Origin of the sequence: Flavobacterium psychrotolerans, from assembly GCF_003097635.1 — a bacterium.
GTDB classification, from domain to species: domain Bacteria; phylum Bacteroidota; class Bacteroidia; order Flavobacteriales; family Flavobacteriaceae; genus Flavobacterium; species Flavobacterium psychrotolerans.
This window is the reverse complement of record NZ_QCZI01000005.1, coordinates 67807-85201: the sequence shown is the minus strand read 5'-3', so window position 1 is coordinate 85201 and position 17395 is coordinate 67807. Positions and strand designations below refer to the sequence as shown.

18 protein-coding genes and 1 other RNA gene are annotated in these 17395 nt (G+C 33.7%); 10 read left to right on the top strand and 9 right to left on the bottom strand.

Annotated elements, in window-relative coordinates:
- The first annotated feature begins 39 nt into the window (after positions 1 to 39).
- The 3 genes from DB895_RS05425 (at position 40) to DB895_RS05415 (ending at position 3271) form a co-directional block, all read left to right on the top strand.
- Entirely contained in the window at positions 40 to 1395 is a 1356-nt protein-coding gene (locus DB895_RS05425) for a YHYH protein (RefSeq protein WP_116724459.1), read from the top strand.
- Positions 1396 to 1787: 392 nt separating this feature from the next.
- Entirely contained in the window at positions 1788 to 2456 is a 669-nt protein-coding gene (locus tag DB895_RS05420; protein WP_116724348.1) for a spermidine synthase, read from the top strand.
- 83 nt (positions 2457 to 2539) lie between these two features.
- Entirely contained in the window at positions 2540 to 3271 is a 732-nt protein-coding gene (locus DB895_RS05415) for a potassium channel family protein (RefSeq protein WP_243694632.1), read from the top strand.
- On the opposite strand, the gene kdsB is transcribed toward DB895_RS05415, so the two are convergent.
- The 6 genes from kdsB to DB895_RS05385 form a co-directional block, all read right to left on the bottom strand.
- Positions 3263 to 3988 (bottom strand): 3-deoxy-manno-octulosonate cytidylyltransferase, encoded by a 726-nt coding sequence (kdsB, locus tag DB895_RS05410; protein WP_116724347.1) that lies wholly within the window; start codon positions 3986 to 3988, stop codon positions 3263 to 3265. The genes DB895_RS05415 and kdsB overlap by 9 nt on opposite strands.
- A 43-nt stretch (positions 3989 to 4031) precedes the next feature.
- Positions 4032 to 4835: a KilA-N domain-containing protein gene (locus tag DB895_RS05405; protein WP_116724346.1), complete on the bottom strand. Its 804-nt coding sequence runs from the start codon at positions 4833 to 4835 to the stop codon at positions 4032 to 4034.
- Between the two features lie 67 nt (positions 4836 to 4902).
- Entirely contained in the window at positions 4903 to 5034 is a 132-nt protein-coding gene (locus DB895_RS14505; RefSeq protein WP_262497399.1) for a hypothetical protein, read from the bottom strand.
- Between the two features lie 28 nt (positions 5035 to 5062).
- A complete protein-coding gene (locus DB895_RS05395; protein ID WP_116724345.1) occupies positions 5063 to 6001 on the bottom strand; it encodes a DUF5655 domain-containing protein in 939 nt (312 codons plus the stop codon).
- Positions 6002 to 6058: 57 nt separating this feature from the next.
- Positions 6059 to 6889 carry a 4,5-DOPA-extradiol-dioxygenase gene (gene ygiD, locus DB895_RS05390; RefSeq protein WP_116724344.1) on the bottom strand — a complete coding sequence of 277 codons (831 nt, stop codon included), beginning with the start codon at positions 6887 to 6889 and terminating at the stop codon, positions 6059 to 6061.
- A 118-nt stretch (positions 6890 to 7007) separates the two neighbouring features.
- Complete coding sequence (locus DB895_RS05385; protein WP_116724343.1) at positions 7008 to 7886, bottom strand: SDR family oxidoreductase; 879 nt, start codon at positions 7884 to 7886, stop codon at positions 7008 to 7010.
- A gap of 118 nt (positions 7887 to 8004) precedes the next feature.
- Between DB895_RS05385 and DB895_RS05380 the strand changes: the two genes are divergently transcribed.
- Positions 8005 to 8367 (top strand): winged helix-turn-helix transcriptional regulator, encoded by a 363-nt coding sequence (locus tag DB895_RS05380; protein ID WP_116724342.1) that lies wholly within the window; start codon positions 8005 to 8007, stop codon positions 8365 to 8367.
- Here the strand turns inward: DB895_RS05380 and DB895_RS05375 are convergent.
- Positions 8364 to 9788, bottom strand: coding sequence for an ATP-dependent DNA helicase (locus DB895_RS05375; protein ID WP_116724341.1), 1425 nt, complete (start codon positions 9786 to 9788; stop codon positions 8364 to 8366). The two genes, DB895_RS05380 and DB895_RS05375, sit on opposite strands and share 4 nt — an antisense overlap.
- Positions 9789 to 9875: 87 nt before the next feature.
- On the bottom strand, positions 9876 to 11441 hold the full coding sequence (locus DB895_RS05370; RefSeq protein WP_116724340.1) for a T9SS type A sorting domain-containing protein: 1566 nt from the start codon (positions 11439 to 11441) through the stop codon (positions 9876 to 9878).
- A 389-nt stretch (positions 11442 to 11830) separates the two neighbouring features.
- On the opposite strand from DB895_RS05370, the gene DB895_RS05365 reads away from it, so the two are divergent.
- The 3 genes from DB895_RS05365 (at position 11831) to DB895_RS05355 (ending at position 14112) form a co-directional block, all read left to right on the top strand.
- On the top strand, positions 11831 to 12652 hold the full coding sequence (locus DB895_RS05365) for a DUF3822 family protein (protein ID WP_116724339.1): 822 nt from the start codon (positions 11831 to 11833) through the stop codon (positions 12650 to 12652).
- A complete protein-coding gene (locus tag DB895_RS05360; protein WP_116724338.1) occupies positions 12649 to 13233 on the top strand; it encodes an RsmD family RNA methyltransferase in 585 nt (194 codons plus the stop codon). The genes DB895_RS05365 and DB895_RS05360 overlap by 4 nt, the downstream gene beginning before the upstream one ends.
- A gap of 72 nt (positions 13234 to 13305) precedes the next feature.
- Complete coding sequence (locus DB895_RS05355; RefSeq protein WP_116724337.1) at positions 13306 to 14112, top strand: transglutaminase-like domain-containing protein; 807 nt, start codon at positions 13306 to 13308, stop codon at positions 14110 to 14112.
- A 114-nt stretch (positions 14113 to 14226) separates the two neighbouring features.
- Here DB895_RS05355 and rnpB read toward each other — a convergent pair.
- Positions 14227 to 14539: RNase P RNA component class A (rnpB, locus tag DB895_RS05350), an RNA gene on the bottom strand.
- A 121-nt stretch (positions 14540 to 14660) separates the two neighbouring features.
- Between rnpB and DB895_RS05345 the strand changes: the two genes are divergently transcribed.
- The 3 genes from DB895_RS05345 (at position 14661) to dnaX (ending at position 17360) form a co-directional block, all read left to right on the top strand.
- Complete coding sequence (locus DB895_RS05345) at positions 14661 to 14969, top strand: hypothetical protein (RefSeq protein ID WP_116724336.1); 309 nt, start codon at positions 14661 to 14663, stop codon at positions 14967 to 14969.
- A 79-nt stretch (positions 14970 to 15048) separates the two neighbouring features.
- Entirely contained in the window at positions 15049 to 16173 is a 1125-nt protein-coding gene (locus DB895_RS05340; protein ID WP_116724335.1) for a class I SAM-dependent methyltransferase, read from the top strand.
- Between the two features lie 101 nt (positions 16174 to 16274).
- Positions 16275 to 17360: a DNA polymerase III subunit gamma/tau gene (gene dnaX / locus DB895_RS05335; RefSeq protein ID WP_116724334.1), complete on the top strand. Its 1086-nt coding sequence runs from the start codon at positions 16275 to 16277 to the stop codon at positions 17358 to 17360.
- Positions 17361 to 17395 lie beyond the last annotated feature (35 nt).

Below are 17395 nucleotides of genomic sequence, written 5' to 3'. Positions count from 1 at the left end.
TCGTCTAATCAAATAATACAACCTATAAACCCTAAATCTATGAAAAAAACATTGTTCTTCTTAGGAATAATTTCACTGTGGAATTCCTCAATGGCACAAACCAACCCAGCAATAACTTCTTGGTTAAGAAACACTACTTCAATAACAGGGAGGCATTACGTTTCTGGAAATTCAACCCCAATTGCTGACGCCACTTTGGCCAATGTCCAAAAAGTTCAATATTCAGCCCAATATGTGTATGTGAGTACAAATGGCATTCCATCCTATGTTACGGGGCCTTTTCTAGATGGGAATCCTAATCTTGCCGGAACACAAAATGCGATTTTCAAGTTTCCATTAACACCCACACCCAATACGGGAACATCAACACCGACTACGGGGGGGAATATTGGAGTCTTTATAAATGGCGTGGCTTTATTTGACTATCGCGATGGCGTTTCTTACAAGTCATCAACAGGATTAAATGCCGGTGGTCCTTCGGGAGGGACTGGAGATGGGGTTTGGAATCGGGATGCTGTTCTTTATGAAAAAACGGGATTTGACTGTGCAAAGGGACATCCCGCGGGAACAAATTACCACCACCATCAAAACCCAAGTGCTTTTAATTTAGATTTGAAAGTAATTTCTAATATATGTAATTTATATTTAGCCGATGGTTTGTATGTAATTAATCCTGCACAACATTCTCCCCTTTTAGGTTTTGCTTATGATGGCTACCCTATTTACGGAGCTTTTGGCTACAAAAATGTGGATGGCACCGGAGGAATAACCCGAATCAAATCAGGTTTTAGTTTGAGAAACATCGCTACTAGAACTACTTATTATACGGGAATAGCAGTTGCATCCGGACCAACAGTAAGCATCAATTTTCCCCTTGGAATGTATAAAGAAGATTATCAATTTACTGCAAATGCCGCTTCTGATTATTTGGATATTCACAATGGTCGTTTTTGTGTCACTCCTGAATATCCAAATGGCACTTATGCCTATTTTTGTACTGTTGATTCCAATTATAATTCTACATATCCTTATGTAGTGGGACCTACATTTTACGGAACAAAAGTAGCTTCAAAATTAACAAGCGCTGTAACAGAAACAACCACGACATATAGTCCCGTTTTGAGTACCTCTAATTTTGACTTTGATAATTTAGAATTCAAAATCTATCCCAACCCTGCATCCGATTTGATTGCGATTCAATCCAGTGAAATGATTATGAATAACTTAAACGCAGAATTAATAGACGAGCGAGGCCGAATTGTTGCCACGAAATCTTTCTTGCAAGGAAGCACTATTTGCCATTTTGAAACCGACACTTTATACAATGGAATTTACTTCCTAAAAATTTCAAATAATACTATGGTAAAAACTTATAAAATTTTTATACAGAAATAAACCGCATCCACAATCCACTTATGATTTTATCATGTTTAATGCAGAGCAAATTAGCCTTACCATTGGATGTGGAATAAAAACTTGAATTTATCAAATAATCACTATACAGATCCGCAAAGTTTATCATCTGGTTTAAGAAAATCCGAATGTATTTATAACGTCAGATTTTACAATTCCGGTTTCAATTTATGCCAACGGAATTTATTTTTTTAAAATTTAAGATTCCCAACACTCAAAGACTTTTAAAATCATTATTAATCGATTTTATTTAATTCCCAATGGGCATGTTTTTGAAGAAATTGTAACTTTAATTTTATTCCTAATTTTGTATTTTTGCCATTATGATGCCAATATAATAAGTAACAAACTTACATTGCCTTAAAAAAACCAAAATGTTCAAAAAACTGTTTAGTTACCTTATTCCCATGAATATTTTTAAACAAAAATCCAGAATTAGCCAATCGTTAGAAATTACATGGGCCAATGGAGAATTGGTATTAGACAGTAAAAACACAAACTATTCTTACGGAAGTTTACAACGTATATTGAGAAAAGGCTTACAGAATATTGGTTTTGACAAAATCGTTTCCATGGAACACATTTTAGTTCTTGGGGTAGCTGGCGGGAGCGTTATAAAAACTCTGGTCGATGAGATTCGTTATCAAGGAAAAATTACAGGGGTAGAAATTGATCCCGAAATCATCACTATTGCCAATGACTATTTTAATCTCAATGCAATTCCCAATCTGGAAATTAAGATTGATGATGCTTTTGAATTTGTATTTAAAACCAAAGACAGCTATGACCTAATTATCATTGATGTTTTTCAAGATACGGTGATGCCTAACTTTCTGTTTGAATCGTATTTTATTGACCGTGTCGGTTTTTTAATGCAAAAGAATGGATTTATGCTTTTTAATACCATGATTTTGAATGAAAGCCATAATGAACGAAACCAAAATTATTGCTCTCAATTCAATACCAAACACTACTTGGTAAAAAAAATTCCGAGGATTGAACAGCACAATGAATTGATTGTTGTTGAAAAATTGGGAAAATAAAATTCAGTCCATTATTATTCCCTGAAGTAAGAAAAATAGGTGTTTTTTTTCGTAAATTAGCTTTGGTATAAAATTCTTTTCTCATGCTGAAAAAACTGAAATATATCATCGCCAAGCTATTGTTGGGAAACGTTTCTACAGTTGAAGACCCAAAGTTCAACCCCCTGCAAAAACGAATTCAAAACATCAAATCAATATGGAATAACGACCATCAGGATGATAACGGTTTAGAAAAAATTACCCGATTGTTTCTTTCGTCCTCACAATTGTTTTTCCCGGGTATTTATATTAAATATCTAGCAAATCTAAAAGGAAGTGAATACCAAGATTTAGCTTTGGATCTATATATTTTGCTCAAAGTTTCTTTCCCATTATTGATTTTAATAAATAATTGGGAGCAAAACAGTTTCGTGATTTTGCTTATGATTTACTTACTACTAGAAACGGTCTTATATATTCCAACATTAATTTTCGCTTCTGATTTATTCACAAAACCACGTTCCTATAAAAGGTCAATCTTATTGCTTTTCTATAATTATATCGAAATCGTTTTTGCTTTTGCCGTTTTATATTCTTGCGACAATTATTTAAACAAACCTTTTGGTAATTGGTTTGATGCTGTGTATTTCAGCATCATTACCTCTTCTTCCATCGGATATGGTGATTTTTACCCCATCACAACCATCGGGAAAATTTTAGTCAGTACACAAGCTTTACTGTTTTTGTTTTTTGTGGTGGTGTTTTTGAATTTTTTCTCCAACAAAATAAAAGGCAAAGGTTATTTTGAAAAAGAAAATAAAAAAAATCTACAATAACTTCCTCGCCTTTTCTAAATCTTCTGGGGTGTCAATCCCAATTCCAACATGCGTTGTTTCTACCATCTTGATTCGTTTTCCATATTCCAGATAACGCAATTGTTCCAGTTTTTCGGATGCTTCCAATGATTTCATAGGCAAACTGTAAAAATCCAGCAAAGCTTGTTTCCTGAAAGCATAAATCCCAATATGCTGAAAATAGCGAACACCTACGTTTTTATCTCTTGGATACGGAATTACAGAACGAGAAAAATACAACGCAAATCCGTTTTGGTCTACCACCACTTTGACATTATTGGGGTTATTTATTTCGTTTTCGTCTTTTATTTCGCGCATCAAAGAAGCTAAATCAACTTGTTTTGCAGCATCGTTTCTAAAAACCTCAATGACTTTTGCCAGAGGTTCCGCATCGATAAATGGTTCGTCTCCCTGCACATTAATCACGATATCCACATCCAAGTGTTCTATGGCTTCGGCAATTCTGTCGCTCCCTGATTCGTGTTCCTTGATGCTTCTGATGGCTTTACCTCCATGGGAAACGATTTCATCATAAATCAAATCAGAATCGGTTACCACAAAAACATCATCAAACAATTGCGTTTTTATGGCGGCTTCGTAGGTTCTTAAAATTATCGTTTTGCCTCCCAAATCCTGCATGAGTTTTGCAGGAAATCGTGTGGAAGCGTATCGGGCGGGAATGACTGCTATTATTTTCATTTTGTATGTTTGTTTTGCCACAAAGGTGCTAAGTCGCAAAGTTTTATGTTAATTTTTTATTTTCTACCTCTTTCAATATACCCATCTGTTGTATAGCTATTTGATTGAGTTTTACTAATCGTTCTTTTTGTGGTAAATTTTCGTTGATAAAAAGAGCATTTAAGTTTTCAAGATTTGACAAACAGATGAGTTCATTTATTGAGGCATAATCTCTAATATTCCCTTTCAAATCAGGATTTTGTTCTCGCCATTGTTTAGCAATTATCCCAAACAAAGCCATATTCAACACATCGGCTTCATTAGCATAAACCATCGAAATTTGAAAAGCAGTAAGAGCTTTGGGTATCAAATTATGTTTTATTGCATCAGTATGTATGTGATAATTTATTTTTGTTAATTCCCTGTGCGCCGACCAGCCTATATGTTTTTGTTCTTCTTCTTTTAAACGCTGGAATTCTTTAAGTATGTAGAGTTCAAACTCAACCGAAATCCAACTGGCAAATTTAAAGGCAATATCCTTATGAGCAAATGTCCCACCGTATCTACCTGATTTTGAAATAAAACCAATGGAGTCGGTTGTATTTATCCATTTTTGTGGAGACATTGTAAAGGCATTCAAACCAGCTTCTTTTTTAAACCCCTCGAATTCGAGGGGTTTAAAACTTGGATTATATAATGTTTCCCAAAGTCCTAAAAACTCTAATGTATTTCTATTTCGCATCCAATTTCCAATGGTCGCACTCGTATCATCAGTTTTGTGTTTTGCAATGTCTGTAATAGAAATATAATCATTGTCATTGATTAATACTATGGTAACCTCGGTATCTATAACTTTAATTTTAGCCATAATTAGTTATTTGTAATCCTTATAATAATAGCCAGTATGTGCAATTATTACACATACTGAATTCTCTTTAACTTTCTTCGCCAATAGCTTTTTGGGTTAACCAAACCGTTTCATCATTTACAAAAACATCAACTCGAACCTCTCCATTTTGGGAAGTATAAAGAATGAAATCTGAATTATTGGAATGGATTTGTTTCATAAATGTTAATTAGGAAAAGAGAATAATCTCACCCGCCAATATTCTTGTAAGCTTCATTTATCAAGAACTTTGTTTCTTCTAAATCTAGTAAGTCTTTAATAATCAATTCAAATTCTCCTGTTCCATAATGTCCAATATTTCTAACATCTCTACATTGTGTTGGCATAGGTTTCACTTCATCTGGATTCAGTTTCAAATAAAGAGTTAGTTTTTTCTTGTAAGTTTGAAGACAAACAAAGTTCTGACTAGTCTTATATGCAATGTAATTTTTCTTTGGTAGTTCTTCTATTGAACTATCTAATGAAGTAATATAGTCTCGAACAGTATTAAATAAATCTACTAAACTTTTGTCAAGATTATCAAAATGTTCTTCAATTGTATAAACTGCATTTTTTCGTGTAATAGCAGCTTTTTTTCCTGCTTCAACCATTACAGGATTTTTTTCATTATAATCATCTAATTCTCTTGAAGTTGTATTTGTTCGTTTGTAAATTTCTTCAATATTTAGAATATCATTTTCATATAATTTATATTGCCAAAGTTCAATATTTGCTCCCATTACCTGAACTGCGTGTAAGTCATATTTTTTATATTCTGGAGCAATGCAAATTACGCGAATATCAGACCAATCCACTTCAATATTTTGTCCTAAAACTTTATTTGCTGCAACCTGAAAATCTCCTTTGTGGTCTCTAATCCAATGCAAATAATATAGACTTTGATTAATTAAATCGGATGATGCTACTTTTTTGTATTCTATAATTACAGGATTAAAATCTTCCGAAATTGCTAAGGAATCAATACGCCCAGAGTGAATGTTTCCTGTAGAAAATTCAGTTGCAATTAATCGACAATTAAATATGATTTCCATATTTTCTTCAATTAATCGCTGAAGGTCTTTTTCAAGTTTAAATTCACTTAATCGAACTCGTTTTGCTTTTCCTTTTTCTATCTCAAATATTGCCATTTATTTTGACTTTTTTTTTAATCCCTCAAATATAACCATTATTCCCACAAAACCAACCTACACTATCCTCACCGAGGTCATACTCAACGACCCCGCCAATAATTTGTCATTAAACAAACTCAGTTCTTCGGTTTTTCCTTTGAGTCCCAAGGTATAAATTAAAGGTAAATAATGCTCTGGCGTAGGGATTGCCAATTGAAATGCCTTGCTTTGTTTTTCGTAGTCTATAAGCGGTTGGAAATTGCCGTCAACTAAATTTTTGTTTACGGTTTCCTTAACTTCAATCGCCCAATCGTACCCATAATTGTCCTTGTCGAAATTACGGAAATCTACCAATCCCAAATTGTGCACGATATTCCCGCTGCCAATAATCAGGATCCCTTTATGGCGCAATGCACTTAGTTTTTGGGCTAATTCAAAATGATATTGCCCAGATTTGGTGTAATCAATACTCATTTGTATTACTGGGACATTGGCCTCGGGATATAAATGTTTAATGACACTCCAAGCACCGTGGTCCAACCCCCATTTTTCGTCTAGCTCTACTTCTACTGGCTGTAATAATTCTTTGGTTTCTATGGCTAGTTGCAGACTTCCTTTGGCTGGATATTGCACGTCAAACAAAGCTTGAGGAAAACCTCCAAAATCATGGATTGTCCGAGGCATTTCCATTGCCGTTACCTTGGTTCCCCTAGTAAACCAGTGTGCCGAAATACATAAAATAGCATTCGGCTGCGGCAAGGTTTTGGCTAAGTTTCTGAAACCTGTCACAAACTGATTTTCCTCAATGGCGTTCATCGGGCTACCGTGTCCCAGAAATAAAACAGGCATTTTTTCGGTGTTCAAAAAAGTGCCTGAAATTTTATGTAAATCGTTTAAAGTATTCATAAAATGTAAATGTCTAAATAATTCTTAAATGTAAAAAATCTTTTCCGTTCAGGTCTTCAATTAATAAAAAAACGAACAAATAAAATTGTCCGTTTTTCTAATCTTGATTGTATTGCTTTTATTTTGTGTACACTTGATTCAAGAAATCTTCCAATGAAACTGGTTTTCTGCCCAATAAATTTTCTAAATCAGTTGAATTCGCATAAAATTCACCTTGTTGTATTGCTGCTGCAAAACCGACAAACATTCCAACATATTCTCCCGGAACACCTGCTTTTGTTAAGACATCCGAATAAACTTCAGGACTAGGACTTGTGTAATTTACCGCGGTATTGGTTATTTTACTCAAAATATCCGCACTATTTTTCATCGAATAATTTTCAACATTATTCATCGCATATTCTTTACTTTCATTATTTTCAGAAACCAATACATTGGCTACCGCTTCTGCTAAATCATTTCGTGAAACATAAGCCGCAGCGGTATCCCCTGCCGGGAAAAAGATTCCAGTTTCTAATACTTGTTCTCCAAAAAACATTGGCAACACCTCCAAATATAAATTATTTCTGAAAATGGTAAAAGTCATTCCACTTGCTTTGATAGCATTGTCGGTATCAATATGTGATTTTGCCAAAAATGCTATGGGCGAAGTTTCAGATTCATTTTTGCGTTCAAAACTGGTATATAAAATATGTTTTACTCCTGCTTCTTTAGCCGCTTTAACTGCATTCAATTGTTGTTTGCCTCGATTTACTAAATCTGTTCCCGAAACCAGCAATAATTTATCAACACCCTGAAAGGCAGCTAGCAAAGAATCATAATTATCATAATCACCTACTTTTATTGTAATGCCTTTTACTTTTAAATCTTCTGCTTTTGATTCATCTCTAACTAAAGCTGAAATATTTGTTGCTGCGATTCCTTTTTTCAATAAAAAATCGATTGTAGTTTTTCCAAAATTCCCTGTTGCACCAGTAACTAAAATTTTTGTATCCATTATTTTAAATTTAATATTATTAATAGTTCAAAGTTAACTATATTTGCTACTTAAAATATAGTAGTATACTAAAGTATATCGATATCCTTTAGTATAGTAACAATGAAATCAAATATCAATGGACGATAAAATTAGTTTTAAGGAAATAAAAGCCTGCCCTATTCAGTTTGTATTGGCAGTAAATGACACTTTGAATGTTATTAACGGAAAATGGAAATTACCAATTATCGGTTCTTTACTGTTCAAAAAAAGACGCTTTACAGAAATACAACGCAACATTCCGAAAATCACACCTCGAATGTTATCAAAAGAATTGAAAGATTTAGAAATGAATGGAATGGTTAAACGCACGGTTTATGATACTATTCCTATTTCAGTAGAATATGAATTAACAGATTCAGCAAAATCCTTGAGTGATGTTTTAGATAAAATGTTAGAATGGGGTTTACAACATAGAGAAGCTGTTCTTTCAGGAAGTTAGTCCACAAAATTCTCATCTTTGAATCCTATCAAATACAATTTATCTTTTGCACGTGTGATTGCCGTGTACAACCACCGCACATAATCTTTATCAATTCCGTTAGGCAAATACGGCTGTTCTATAAAAACCGTATTCCATTGTCCTCCCTGCGATTTGTGACACGTTATGGCATACGAAAATTTGACCTGCAAGCCGTTGAAATACTCGTTTTCTTTTACTTTTTGGAACTTCTTGTATTTTGTGGTTTCGCTTTCATAATCTTTCATCACCTCCTCATACAATCGATTGGATTCCTCATAAGATAAAGATGGAGATTCGCTGGTGATGGTGTCTAACAGCAATACGGTTTCAAACGGTTTCTGGGTAGGATAATCCACCATTCGTATTTTTACATTGGCAAATTTAAAACCATATAATTCCTTTATATTGAATATTTCCAACACTTCTATAATATCGCCATTGGCAATAAAACCAGCTTCATCCGAATCTTTCAACCAGAAATAATTGTTTTTTACGACCATCAAATAATCGCCTGTGGAAAGTTCACTCTCTTTATCTAATATTTTAGACCGAATTTGCTGATTGTACTGATTCGCCCTTTTGTTGGAACGCACGATAAACGCCGTGTCCTCAATGCTATAATTACTGTAGGCCGAATTAATGGCATCCTGAATATCGTAGCCATCTGTAAGCCGAACAATATCTTTAAAACCTCTTAAACTAAATTGAAACGTATCGATAAAATGTTCCTTTAGTATTTCCCGAAGTTCGGTGGCATTAAATAAAATCCCCGAATTTTCTTCCTGACGCATGACCTCATCCAATTCGATGTGTTTGACTTCCTTGTCATAATTCATCCCCAAAGTATCAATATTCAAGGCTGGTGAAATATCCAAATTTACGGGGGGCAATTGAGCGGTATCGCCTAGTAAAATCATTTTACAATTGGTTCCCGAATAGATATAAGAAATCAAATCATCGAGCAAAGAACCATTTTCATATAGTTTGCTCTCAGAATTTGTATCAGAAATCATTGATGCTTCATCAACAATGAAAAACGTATTTTTATGTTTGTTTTGCTGCAAAGTAAAACTCACGCCACCTCCCGAGTTTTTCTTGGGAAAATAAATCTTTTTATGAATGGTAAATGCAGGTTTATGGGAATAATTAGCAATCACTTTTGCCGCACGTCCAGTAGGCGCCAGCAACACATACTTTTTGTTAATTTCAGCCAGATTGTTAACAATCGTAGAAATCACGGTCGTTTTTCCGGTTCCCGCATAGCCTTTTAACACAAAAATCTCGTTGTTATCCTCATTGGTAATGAATTCCGCTATTTGCTGAAAAAAAACATCCTGTTTATAGGTAGGTTGAAACGGGAAATTTCTAGTTAATATTCTATAAAACAGACTGGAATTCATTTGGGCTTATTTTACTGCAAAGTACGGAAAGTTTTTTAGTATTATTTTACCTGACGGAGTTTTAAAACCTGTCAGGATAAAATGCGTTCACTCCTTTATAAACTTTGCATTCGCGCTTCCTTTATCGGAGTTGACTTTTATAAAATAATTTCCGGTTTTTAAACCCGAAATATCCACAGTAGTAACTTTTTGTAAATTAGGATTCACTAATACCAACTGTCCTAAAATGGTATAAATTGCGATGGACGTTACTTCTGTTTGTTCTTCAACGCCAATGTTCAAGGTGTTTCTTGCTGGATTTGGATATAAATTTATGTAATTTTCAAATTTGAAATTTTGATTATTTAAGGAACAAGAAGAATTCACGATACAATTTGTATAACCATACTTCTTAATTAAATATTGAACATCGGTAATCTCCATTTCATCGCAGCATATATGGCGTAAATTTGGATTATTAGAAAAATCTAAATTTTCAGTTGCAGACTCATTTATACTATTTTTAATAAATAAATTATTTAATTGGTTATTTTCACATTCTAATATAGAAAGATGAGGTGAAGCGCTTACATCTAAAATGGTAAGTAAATTATTTCTACAAACCAAATTCTCAAGACTTACCAAATCACTTAAATCTAATGAAGAAAGTTGATTTTCATAACAAAATATGCTTTTTAGATTAGATAATCCTGAAACATTCAATGAAGTAAGTTCATTGTTATTACAACCTAACTCAATTAGATTCGTCAAACCTTTTAAATTTAATACTGTAATTTTATTTTGAGCACAAACTAAATATTTAAGATTAACTAAGCCATTCATATTTAATGATTTAAGTTGATTAGATTCACATTCTAAAAACGAAAGTTTGGTTAGCCCGTCCATATTTAATGACTGTAGTTGATTATCATAACAATCTAACCTACTAAGATTTGTCAAACCATCTAAATTTAATATAGATAGTTGATTACTATTACAATGTAACTCAATAAGATTCGTCAAACCATCTAAATTTAATTTGGATAATTGATTATTAGCACACAATAAAAAATTAAGATTTTGTAAACCAGTAATATCTAATGACGTCATAGAATTAAATTGGCAGTCTAACTCTCTAAAATTTATTAATCCCTTTAAATCTAAGTTAGAAATTTGATTATGACTACATTTAAGGGTTTGTAAATAAGAAAATCCACTTAAATCTAAAGTAGAAATTTGATTATAACTACATTTAAGAGAACTTAAATAAGATAATCCGCCTAGATCCAATAACGAGAGTTGATTTTTTTCACAATTGATGACACTTAGATATTTCAATCCCTTTAAATCTATCGAGGTAAGTTTATTATCGCCACAAGACAATTGCCTAAGATTTGTGAAACTCAAAATTCCTTCTAAGGAAGTTATTAAATTTGAACTCCCATTACCGTCCACATATAAAAAATCAACATTCAAAGCCTCAACAATTTGAATCTCGCCATCATTATTAGCATCAATTTTAAAATAATTTCCTAATAAATTCGTAGCAATTTGATTACTAGAACTTGCTTGCAACAACCTAGTTTTAAAATTTGCATCAGGAATATTAATAATCTGTGTATGAACAACACTACACAAAAACAAACCCAAGAATAAAAAGTAAAACTTTTTCATAAAAAAGTATTTTAGATTGTAAATGTATTAAAAATGGCTGTTCAACAAGGACTTTTCTGATTAATGTTTGTTGAAATAGCTTTGTAAATTTTAATCCATAACAAATGTCACGTTTCCCTGTGTTGCGCTCGTAATGATCTCTAAAATGAGTTTAGACAAAATTAAAATTACTCACAGTTCATTTTTTTACGCAATCAGGTGCTAAATATCAAATTTGACCCCATATGACAACAACTTTTACGTCCTTACATATCAAACTTGATGTTGTTGTGTTATTTGTGAGTTCGGACAGTGAAGTTTTTCCTCCTAAAAATTATACTCCTTTAAAAAATTTGTAAGTTTGTCGCAATCCCTTTTTTATTAGTTTTTATGAATGAGCAAAATACCCTATGTTAGTTAATATTGCCAACATTACCGAAAAAAAATACAAAAAACTGACGGTTCAAGTCTCATTGGTTGGATTTTCTTTTTGTTGTTTTGACACCTTGAATCACAGTATCCTGTGCTTCAGAGACATTCGTTTTGACACTTCCAATAAGCTAGTTTCAATTGAAGATTTATTTACAAAAGCCATCAATGAAAATCCAGAATTAAGTGATTCATACGACGAAATTCTAATTCTACACGACAATACCCTTTCTACATTTGTGCCTTCCGCCCTCTTTGATGAGCAGTATCTAGGCAGTTATTTGCAATTCAACACCAAGGTCTTCGAAACCGATTTTTTTGCCTATAATGAAATCCCTTCCTATCAAATGAATGCCGTTTACATTCCATATGTGAACATCAATAATTTTTTTGTAGACGAGTTCGGATCTTTTACCTACAAGCACGCCAATACCATTTTAGTCACTAAACTTTTAGATGTATCAAAAAATGTAGATGCTAAAAAGATGTTTGTTCACATGAATTCCGATCATTTTGAGGTTGTGGTGGTCCAAAATCAACGTTTACTCTTATTCAATTCTTTTGATTATAAAACTCCCGAAGATTTAATTTACTACTTGCTTTTTACGGCAGAACAATTGAATATGAATCCTGAGAATTTTAATCTAGAATTCCTAGGTACTATTGCTGAAGACGACGCATTTTTTAAAATTGCCTACAAATATATCCGGAACGTGTCCTTGTTTGATGTCACTGATTTACAAAAAAACAATTCCTTTTCTAAAGAAGAGAACTTAAAGCATTTTACACTTTTTCAATCATGAGAATCATATCCGGAAAATTCAAAGGAAGACGCATTTCACCACCCAGAAATCTCCCTGTTCGGCCAACAACCGATATGAGTAAGGAAGCCTTATTTAATGTATTGAATAATCATTTTGATTTCAATGGGTTAAAAGTGCTGGATTTGTTTTCGGGAACGGGAAATATCAGTTATGAATTTGCATCCCGCGGAAGCGATAACATCACTAGCATAGATGGCGATTTTGGCTGCGTGAAATTCATCAAGCAAACTGCATCAGAATATGATTTTAATATTGCTGCCATTAAAAGTGATGTCTTGAAATATATCGAAAAATGCAAAGCCAAATACAACATTATTTTTGCCGATCCTCCTTATGCATTCGAGCAAAAAATATTTGATGCGATTGTCTTGTCCGTCTTTGAAAATGATTTACTGGAAGAAGATGGCATGATGATTATTGAACATTCTAAATATACCAAGCTCGACCATTTGATTCATTTTTCGTTCAAGAAGAGTTACGGCGGTTCAATTTTCTCTTTTTTTGAAATCAATAAAAATCAAGAGGATGAAATTATTGAAGATGATGGAGAAGAAGAGTAAGCATCCTTAAATTCAACTTTAGAATATAGAATAACAAACTTCCGGATTAACTAATAAATGTTTACATATCAGATGAAATTTAAAGTATTCGGTCAATTATCCTACGAGGTTTTTTCTGAAACCACTTTTATTTTTAATATACAGGCAGCAAAATCCGCTAGCCAAACAATTATTCAAGAATCATTGACCATAATTCCTGAAATTAAGTTTGAGGAATTCCTATTAAAAAATAATAGTACACGATTCCTAAAGTTGGTAGCAAAAGCCGAAACTTCATTTACAATAACCTATCAAGCCGAGGTAGCTGTTATTCAAAAAATCAGGAACAAAGAAACGCTTCGACAATCTACTCCAATAATTGATCTTGATCCAGAGGTACTTCCCTTTATTTCGCCCAGCAGATATTGTGAGTCAGATAAATTATCGGATTTTTCAAATGATAAATTCGGGCATTTGACCAACAATTACGATAAAGTACTTGCCATAAACAACTGGATATTTAGTACCATACAATATAAAATAGGCTCCACAGATTCAAGCATTTCTGCTTATGACATTTTGAATCTAAAACACGGTGTTTGCAAAGATTTTTCACATTTGGGCATTGCCTTGTGCAGGTCATTAGACATTCCAGCACGCTATTTTACAGGATATGCCTATAATTTAAACCCACCTGATTTTCACGCATGTTTTGAAGCCTATATCTCCGGAAATTGGATTCTTTTTGATCCAACCCAACTATCTACCAATAATCTATTAGTAAAAATTGCCGAAGGAAAAGATGCTTCAGAGGTTGCGGTTGCCAGTTATTTTGGAAATACAATTTGCACCAACATGAACATACAGTGCGCTATTATTGATTCCCATTTGAATGAATAGTGACATTCTTAAATTGTTGACGGTCTGAAGAAATTTCAATAAAACCTGCTTAACCTCAAATTGCTATAGAAAGCATTCGAATATAGTTGGATTAATATAAAATTTTTGAATTTTAAAAAAAGCAGACCTATAAGCCGGATTCTGTCCACGCTTGAGCGTGGCCTTATCATTTATCTAGGCACGCAATTACTCACGTACTCCATCTTTCTACCCTTCGACAACGGACGAGAAGCCCTTAAATGCCGATATACTTGAAATTTCACCGCATAGAGTTTACCTGGTTTCACTACAGCATTACCTGTACATACTTTCTGTTGCACTTGTCCTCTCCTGATTGCTCGGGATGACGGGCATTACCCGCTATGCTTCTCTATGGTGTCCGGACTTTCCTCCCCAACTGAAGCGGGACGATAAGGCGGTCTGCGGCGCGAAATTACAACATTAATCACCCGTTGTCAACATTAGTTCATTTACTTTAACAAGATTTTTATAATAACTTAAAAATAAAATAGTTAACTTTATTATAAGCAACTTATCTTCAAATAATCATGAAACCAATATATCATTACACAACCGTTTCGGAAGCCTTAGATGAATTAAAGAAAAAAGGCTTTTCTTATGATTTTAATCTTCATGAAGAAGATATTAAATCAAACCCTCATAAATACGAAGTAGAACACATCTATCGCTATGAAGGAGATTCAGATCCTGGTGATGAAGCCGTGGTTTATGGCATAACTTCCAATTCCGGTGAAAAAGGAGTTTTTGTAGCTGGCTTCTCGGCAAATTCAGATAGTGGTGCTGCACGCGTTTTGGCAAAATTATGTAATGAAGGTAGTGATAGATGTGAAATCTAGCCTATTGTTTGAACAATTCCTTCCCTTTTTTGTTACAACCAAGAAATAAACGGCTACCTTGATTTAATTCATAAATCTAATGTTGCTTTCCGAAATAGTAATAGAGCGAATCAGAACAGAAGGCCCTTTATCTTTTCATGATTTTATGGAAATGGTTTTGTATTATCCCGAATTAGGATATTATAATTCTTTGCAAAACAAGATTGGAGCGAATGGCGATTTTTATACCAGTGCCTATCTTTCTGCTTCTTTCGGAGCCATGATTGGACGCCAAATCGAGGAAATGTGGCAGCTTTTAGACAAAAAACCATTTAAAATTATTGAATATGGTGCAGGAACAGGTTTGTTATGTCACGATATTTTAGATTATCTAAAAAATAATACTCCGTCACTATATGATAACCTAACCTATTGTATTATTGAAAAGAGCACCAGCATGCTGGAAATGCAAAAGAAACATTTATCAGAAAAAGTAAGTTGGTATGCTACAATTCATGACATTCCTGAAATTGACGGTTGTATCATATCAAATGAGTTAGTCGATAATTTTTCGGTTCATCAGGTAATTATGGAAGACCAATTAATGGAAGTTTTTGTGGATTACAAAGACAGTTTTGTTGAAGTTTTGAAACCTGCAAAAAAGGAACTCGTGGATTATTTTGACACATTGCATGTTCAGTTACCCAAGGGATTTCGAACCGAAGTAAATCTGGAAGCCGTTTCATGGATAAGAGATGTTGCGAAATCCTTACACAAAGGCTACGTAATTACCATAGACTATGGTGGTTTATCATCCGATTTATACAAAAATCACAGGAGTTCCGGAACACTCTTGTGCTACAACAAACATCACAAAAACAGCAATCCGTATCAATTTATTGGGGAACAAGACATCACGACACACACCAATTTTTCCGCTCTATCTTACTGGGGTTTACAATCCGGAATGGAATGCTGCGGAATGGTGGAACAAGCTAATTTCTTATTGGCTCTTGGTATTAAAGAATATCAAGAATTGGCCTTAAAAAATAATCGGGGAAATTTACAAATGGCAATGCATGAATCACTTATGAATTACAGACTATTGATAGATATGGGAATGAAATTTAAAGTATTGATACAACAAAAAGGAATTCCAAAACATTCCCTTTTGGGATTGAAATTTTTGAATACATCCGGAACTGGTTCATTTCTAAAAAATTAAGTGCTCTTTTACTTATCAATATCATAAATACTCAGAATTAAACAAAGTATCGTTTTCATAATATAATCCCATTACCTATATTTGTCATCCAATAAAATTTCATGGAACAATTTGTAGTATCGGCTCGTAAATATCGTCCGCAAACATTTAAAGATGTTGTGGGGCAACAAGCCATTACCAATACGTTGCTGAATGCCATAGAAACCAATCATTTGGCTTCTGCCCTATTATTTACAGGGCCTCGTGGTGTTGGAAAAACAACTTGTGCCAGAATTCTAGCCCGAAAAATTAACCAACCCGGTTATGACGACCCTAATGAAGATTTTGCTTTCAATGTTTTTGAATTGGATGCCGCTTCAAACAATTCGGTTGATGATATTCGGAATTTGATTGATCAGGTTCGTATCCCGCCACAAACCGGACAATTTAAGGTTTATATTATAGATGAGGTTCACATGTTGTCTTCGGCTGCTTTTAATGCTTTCCTAAAAACGTTGGAAGAACCGCCAAAACACGCCATTTTTATATTGGCTACGACCGAAAAACACAAGATTATTCCAACGATACTTTCTCGTTGCCAAATATTTGACTTCAAGAGAATTACCGTAAAAGATGCTAAAGAACATCTTGCCGAAGTTGCCACAAGCCAAGGGGTAAATTTTGAAGATGATGCTTTACACATTATTGCCCAAAAGGCTGATGGGGCCATGCGTGATGCGCTGTCTATTTTTGACAGGGTCGTTTCCTATTGTGGAAAAGATTTGACACGTCAGGCTGTTACCGAAAATCTAAATGTGCTGGATTATGAAACTTATATTAATGTAACGGATTTGATTCTGGAAAATAAAATTCCGGAATTATTAATGGCTTACAATGATATTCTTTCTAAAGGTTTTGATGGTCATCATTTTGTTTCCGGATTAGCTTCTCATTTCAGGGATTTATTAGTAAGTAAAACGCCTTCTACCTTATCCTTATTAGAAGCGGGCGAACAAGCACAAAAATTATACGGATTGCAAGCACAAAAAGCATCCCAAGATTTTCTGTTGAAAGGAATTGAAATTGCAAATGATTGCGATTTGAAATATAAAGTTTCCCAAAACCAACGATTACTAGTGGAACTTTGCTTGATGCAATTGGCCTCTATCACTTTTGATGGAGAAAAAAAAAAGTTGACGGCTATATAATTCCAGCCAAAAATTTCTACGGTCGCGTTCTGGAA

Bases quoted from the DNA above. Each gene is read 5' to 3' on its own strand.
- DB895_RS05425 (WP_116724459.1), top strand. From the start codon at position 40: ATGAAAAAAACATTGTTCTTCTTAGGAATAATTTCACTGTGGAATTCC.
- DB895_RS05420 (WP_116724348.1), top strand. From the start codon at position 1,788: ATGTTCAAAAAACTGTTTAGTTACCTTATTCCCATGAATATTTTTAAA.
- DB895_RS05415 (WP_243694632.1), top strand. From the start codon at position 2,540: ATGCTGAAAAAACTGAAATATATCATCGCCAAGCTATTGTTGGGAAAC.
- kdsB (WP_116724347.1), bottom strand. From the start codon at position 3,988: ATGAAAATAATAGCAGTCATTCCCGCCCGATACGCTTCCACACGATTT.
- DB895_RS05405 (WP_116724346.1), bottom strand. From the start codon at position 4,835: ATGGCTAAAATTAAAGTTATAGATACCGAGGTTACCATAGTATTAATC.
- DB895_RS14505 (WP_262497399.1), bottom strand. From the start codon at position 5,034: ATGAAACAAATCCATTCCAATAATTCAGATTTCATTCTTTATACTTCC.
- DB895_RS05395 (WP_116724345.1), bottom strand. From the start codon at position 6,001: ATGGCAATATTTGAGATAGAAAAAGGAAAAGCAAAACGAGTTCGATTA.
- ygiD (WP_116724344.1), bottom strand. From the start codon at position 6,889: ATGAATACTTTAAACGATTTACATAAAATTTCAGGCACTTTTTTGAAC.
- DB895_RS05385 (WP_116724343.1), bottom strand. From the start codon at position 7,886: ATGGATACAAAAATTTTAGTTACTGGTGCAACAGGGAATTTTGGAAAA.
- DB895_RS05380 (WP_116724342.1), top strand. From the start codon at position 8,005: ATGGACGATAAAATTAGTTTTAAGGAAATAAAAGCCTGCCCTATTCAG.
- DB895_RS05375 (WP_116724341.1), bottom strand. From the start codon at position 9,788: ATGAATTCCAGTCTGTTTTATAGAATATTAACTAGAAATTTCCCGTTT.
- DB895_RS05370 (WP_116724340.1), bottom strand. From the start codon at position 11,441: ATGAAAAAGTTTTACTTTTTATTCTTGGGTTTGTTTTTGTGTAGTGTT.
- DB895_RS05365 (WP_116724339.1), top strand. From the start codon at position 11,831: ATGTTAGTTAATATTGCCAACATTACCGAAAAAAAATACAAAAAACTG.
- DB895_RS05360 (WP_116724338.1), top strand. From the start codon at position 12,649: ATGAGAATCATATCCGGAAAATTCAAAGGAAGACGCATTTCACCACCC.
- DB895_RS05355 (WP_116724337.1), top strand. From the start codon at position 13,306: ATGAAATTTAAAGTATTCGGTCAATTATCCTACGAGGTTTTTTCTGAA.
- DB895_RS05345 (WP_116724336.1), top strand. From the start codon at position 14,661: ATGAAACCAATATATCATTACACAACCGTTTCGGAAGCCTTAGATGAA.
- DB895_RS05340 (WP_116724335.1), top strand. From the start codon at position 15,049: ATGTTGCTTTCCGAAATAGTAATAGAGCGAATCAGAACAGAAGGCCCT.
- dnaX (WP_116724334.1), top strand. From the start codon at position 16,275: ATGGAACAATTTGTAGTATCGGCTCGTAAATATCGTCCGCAAACATTT.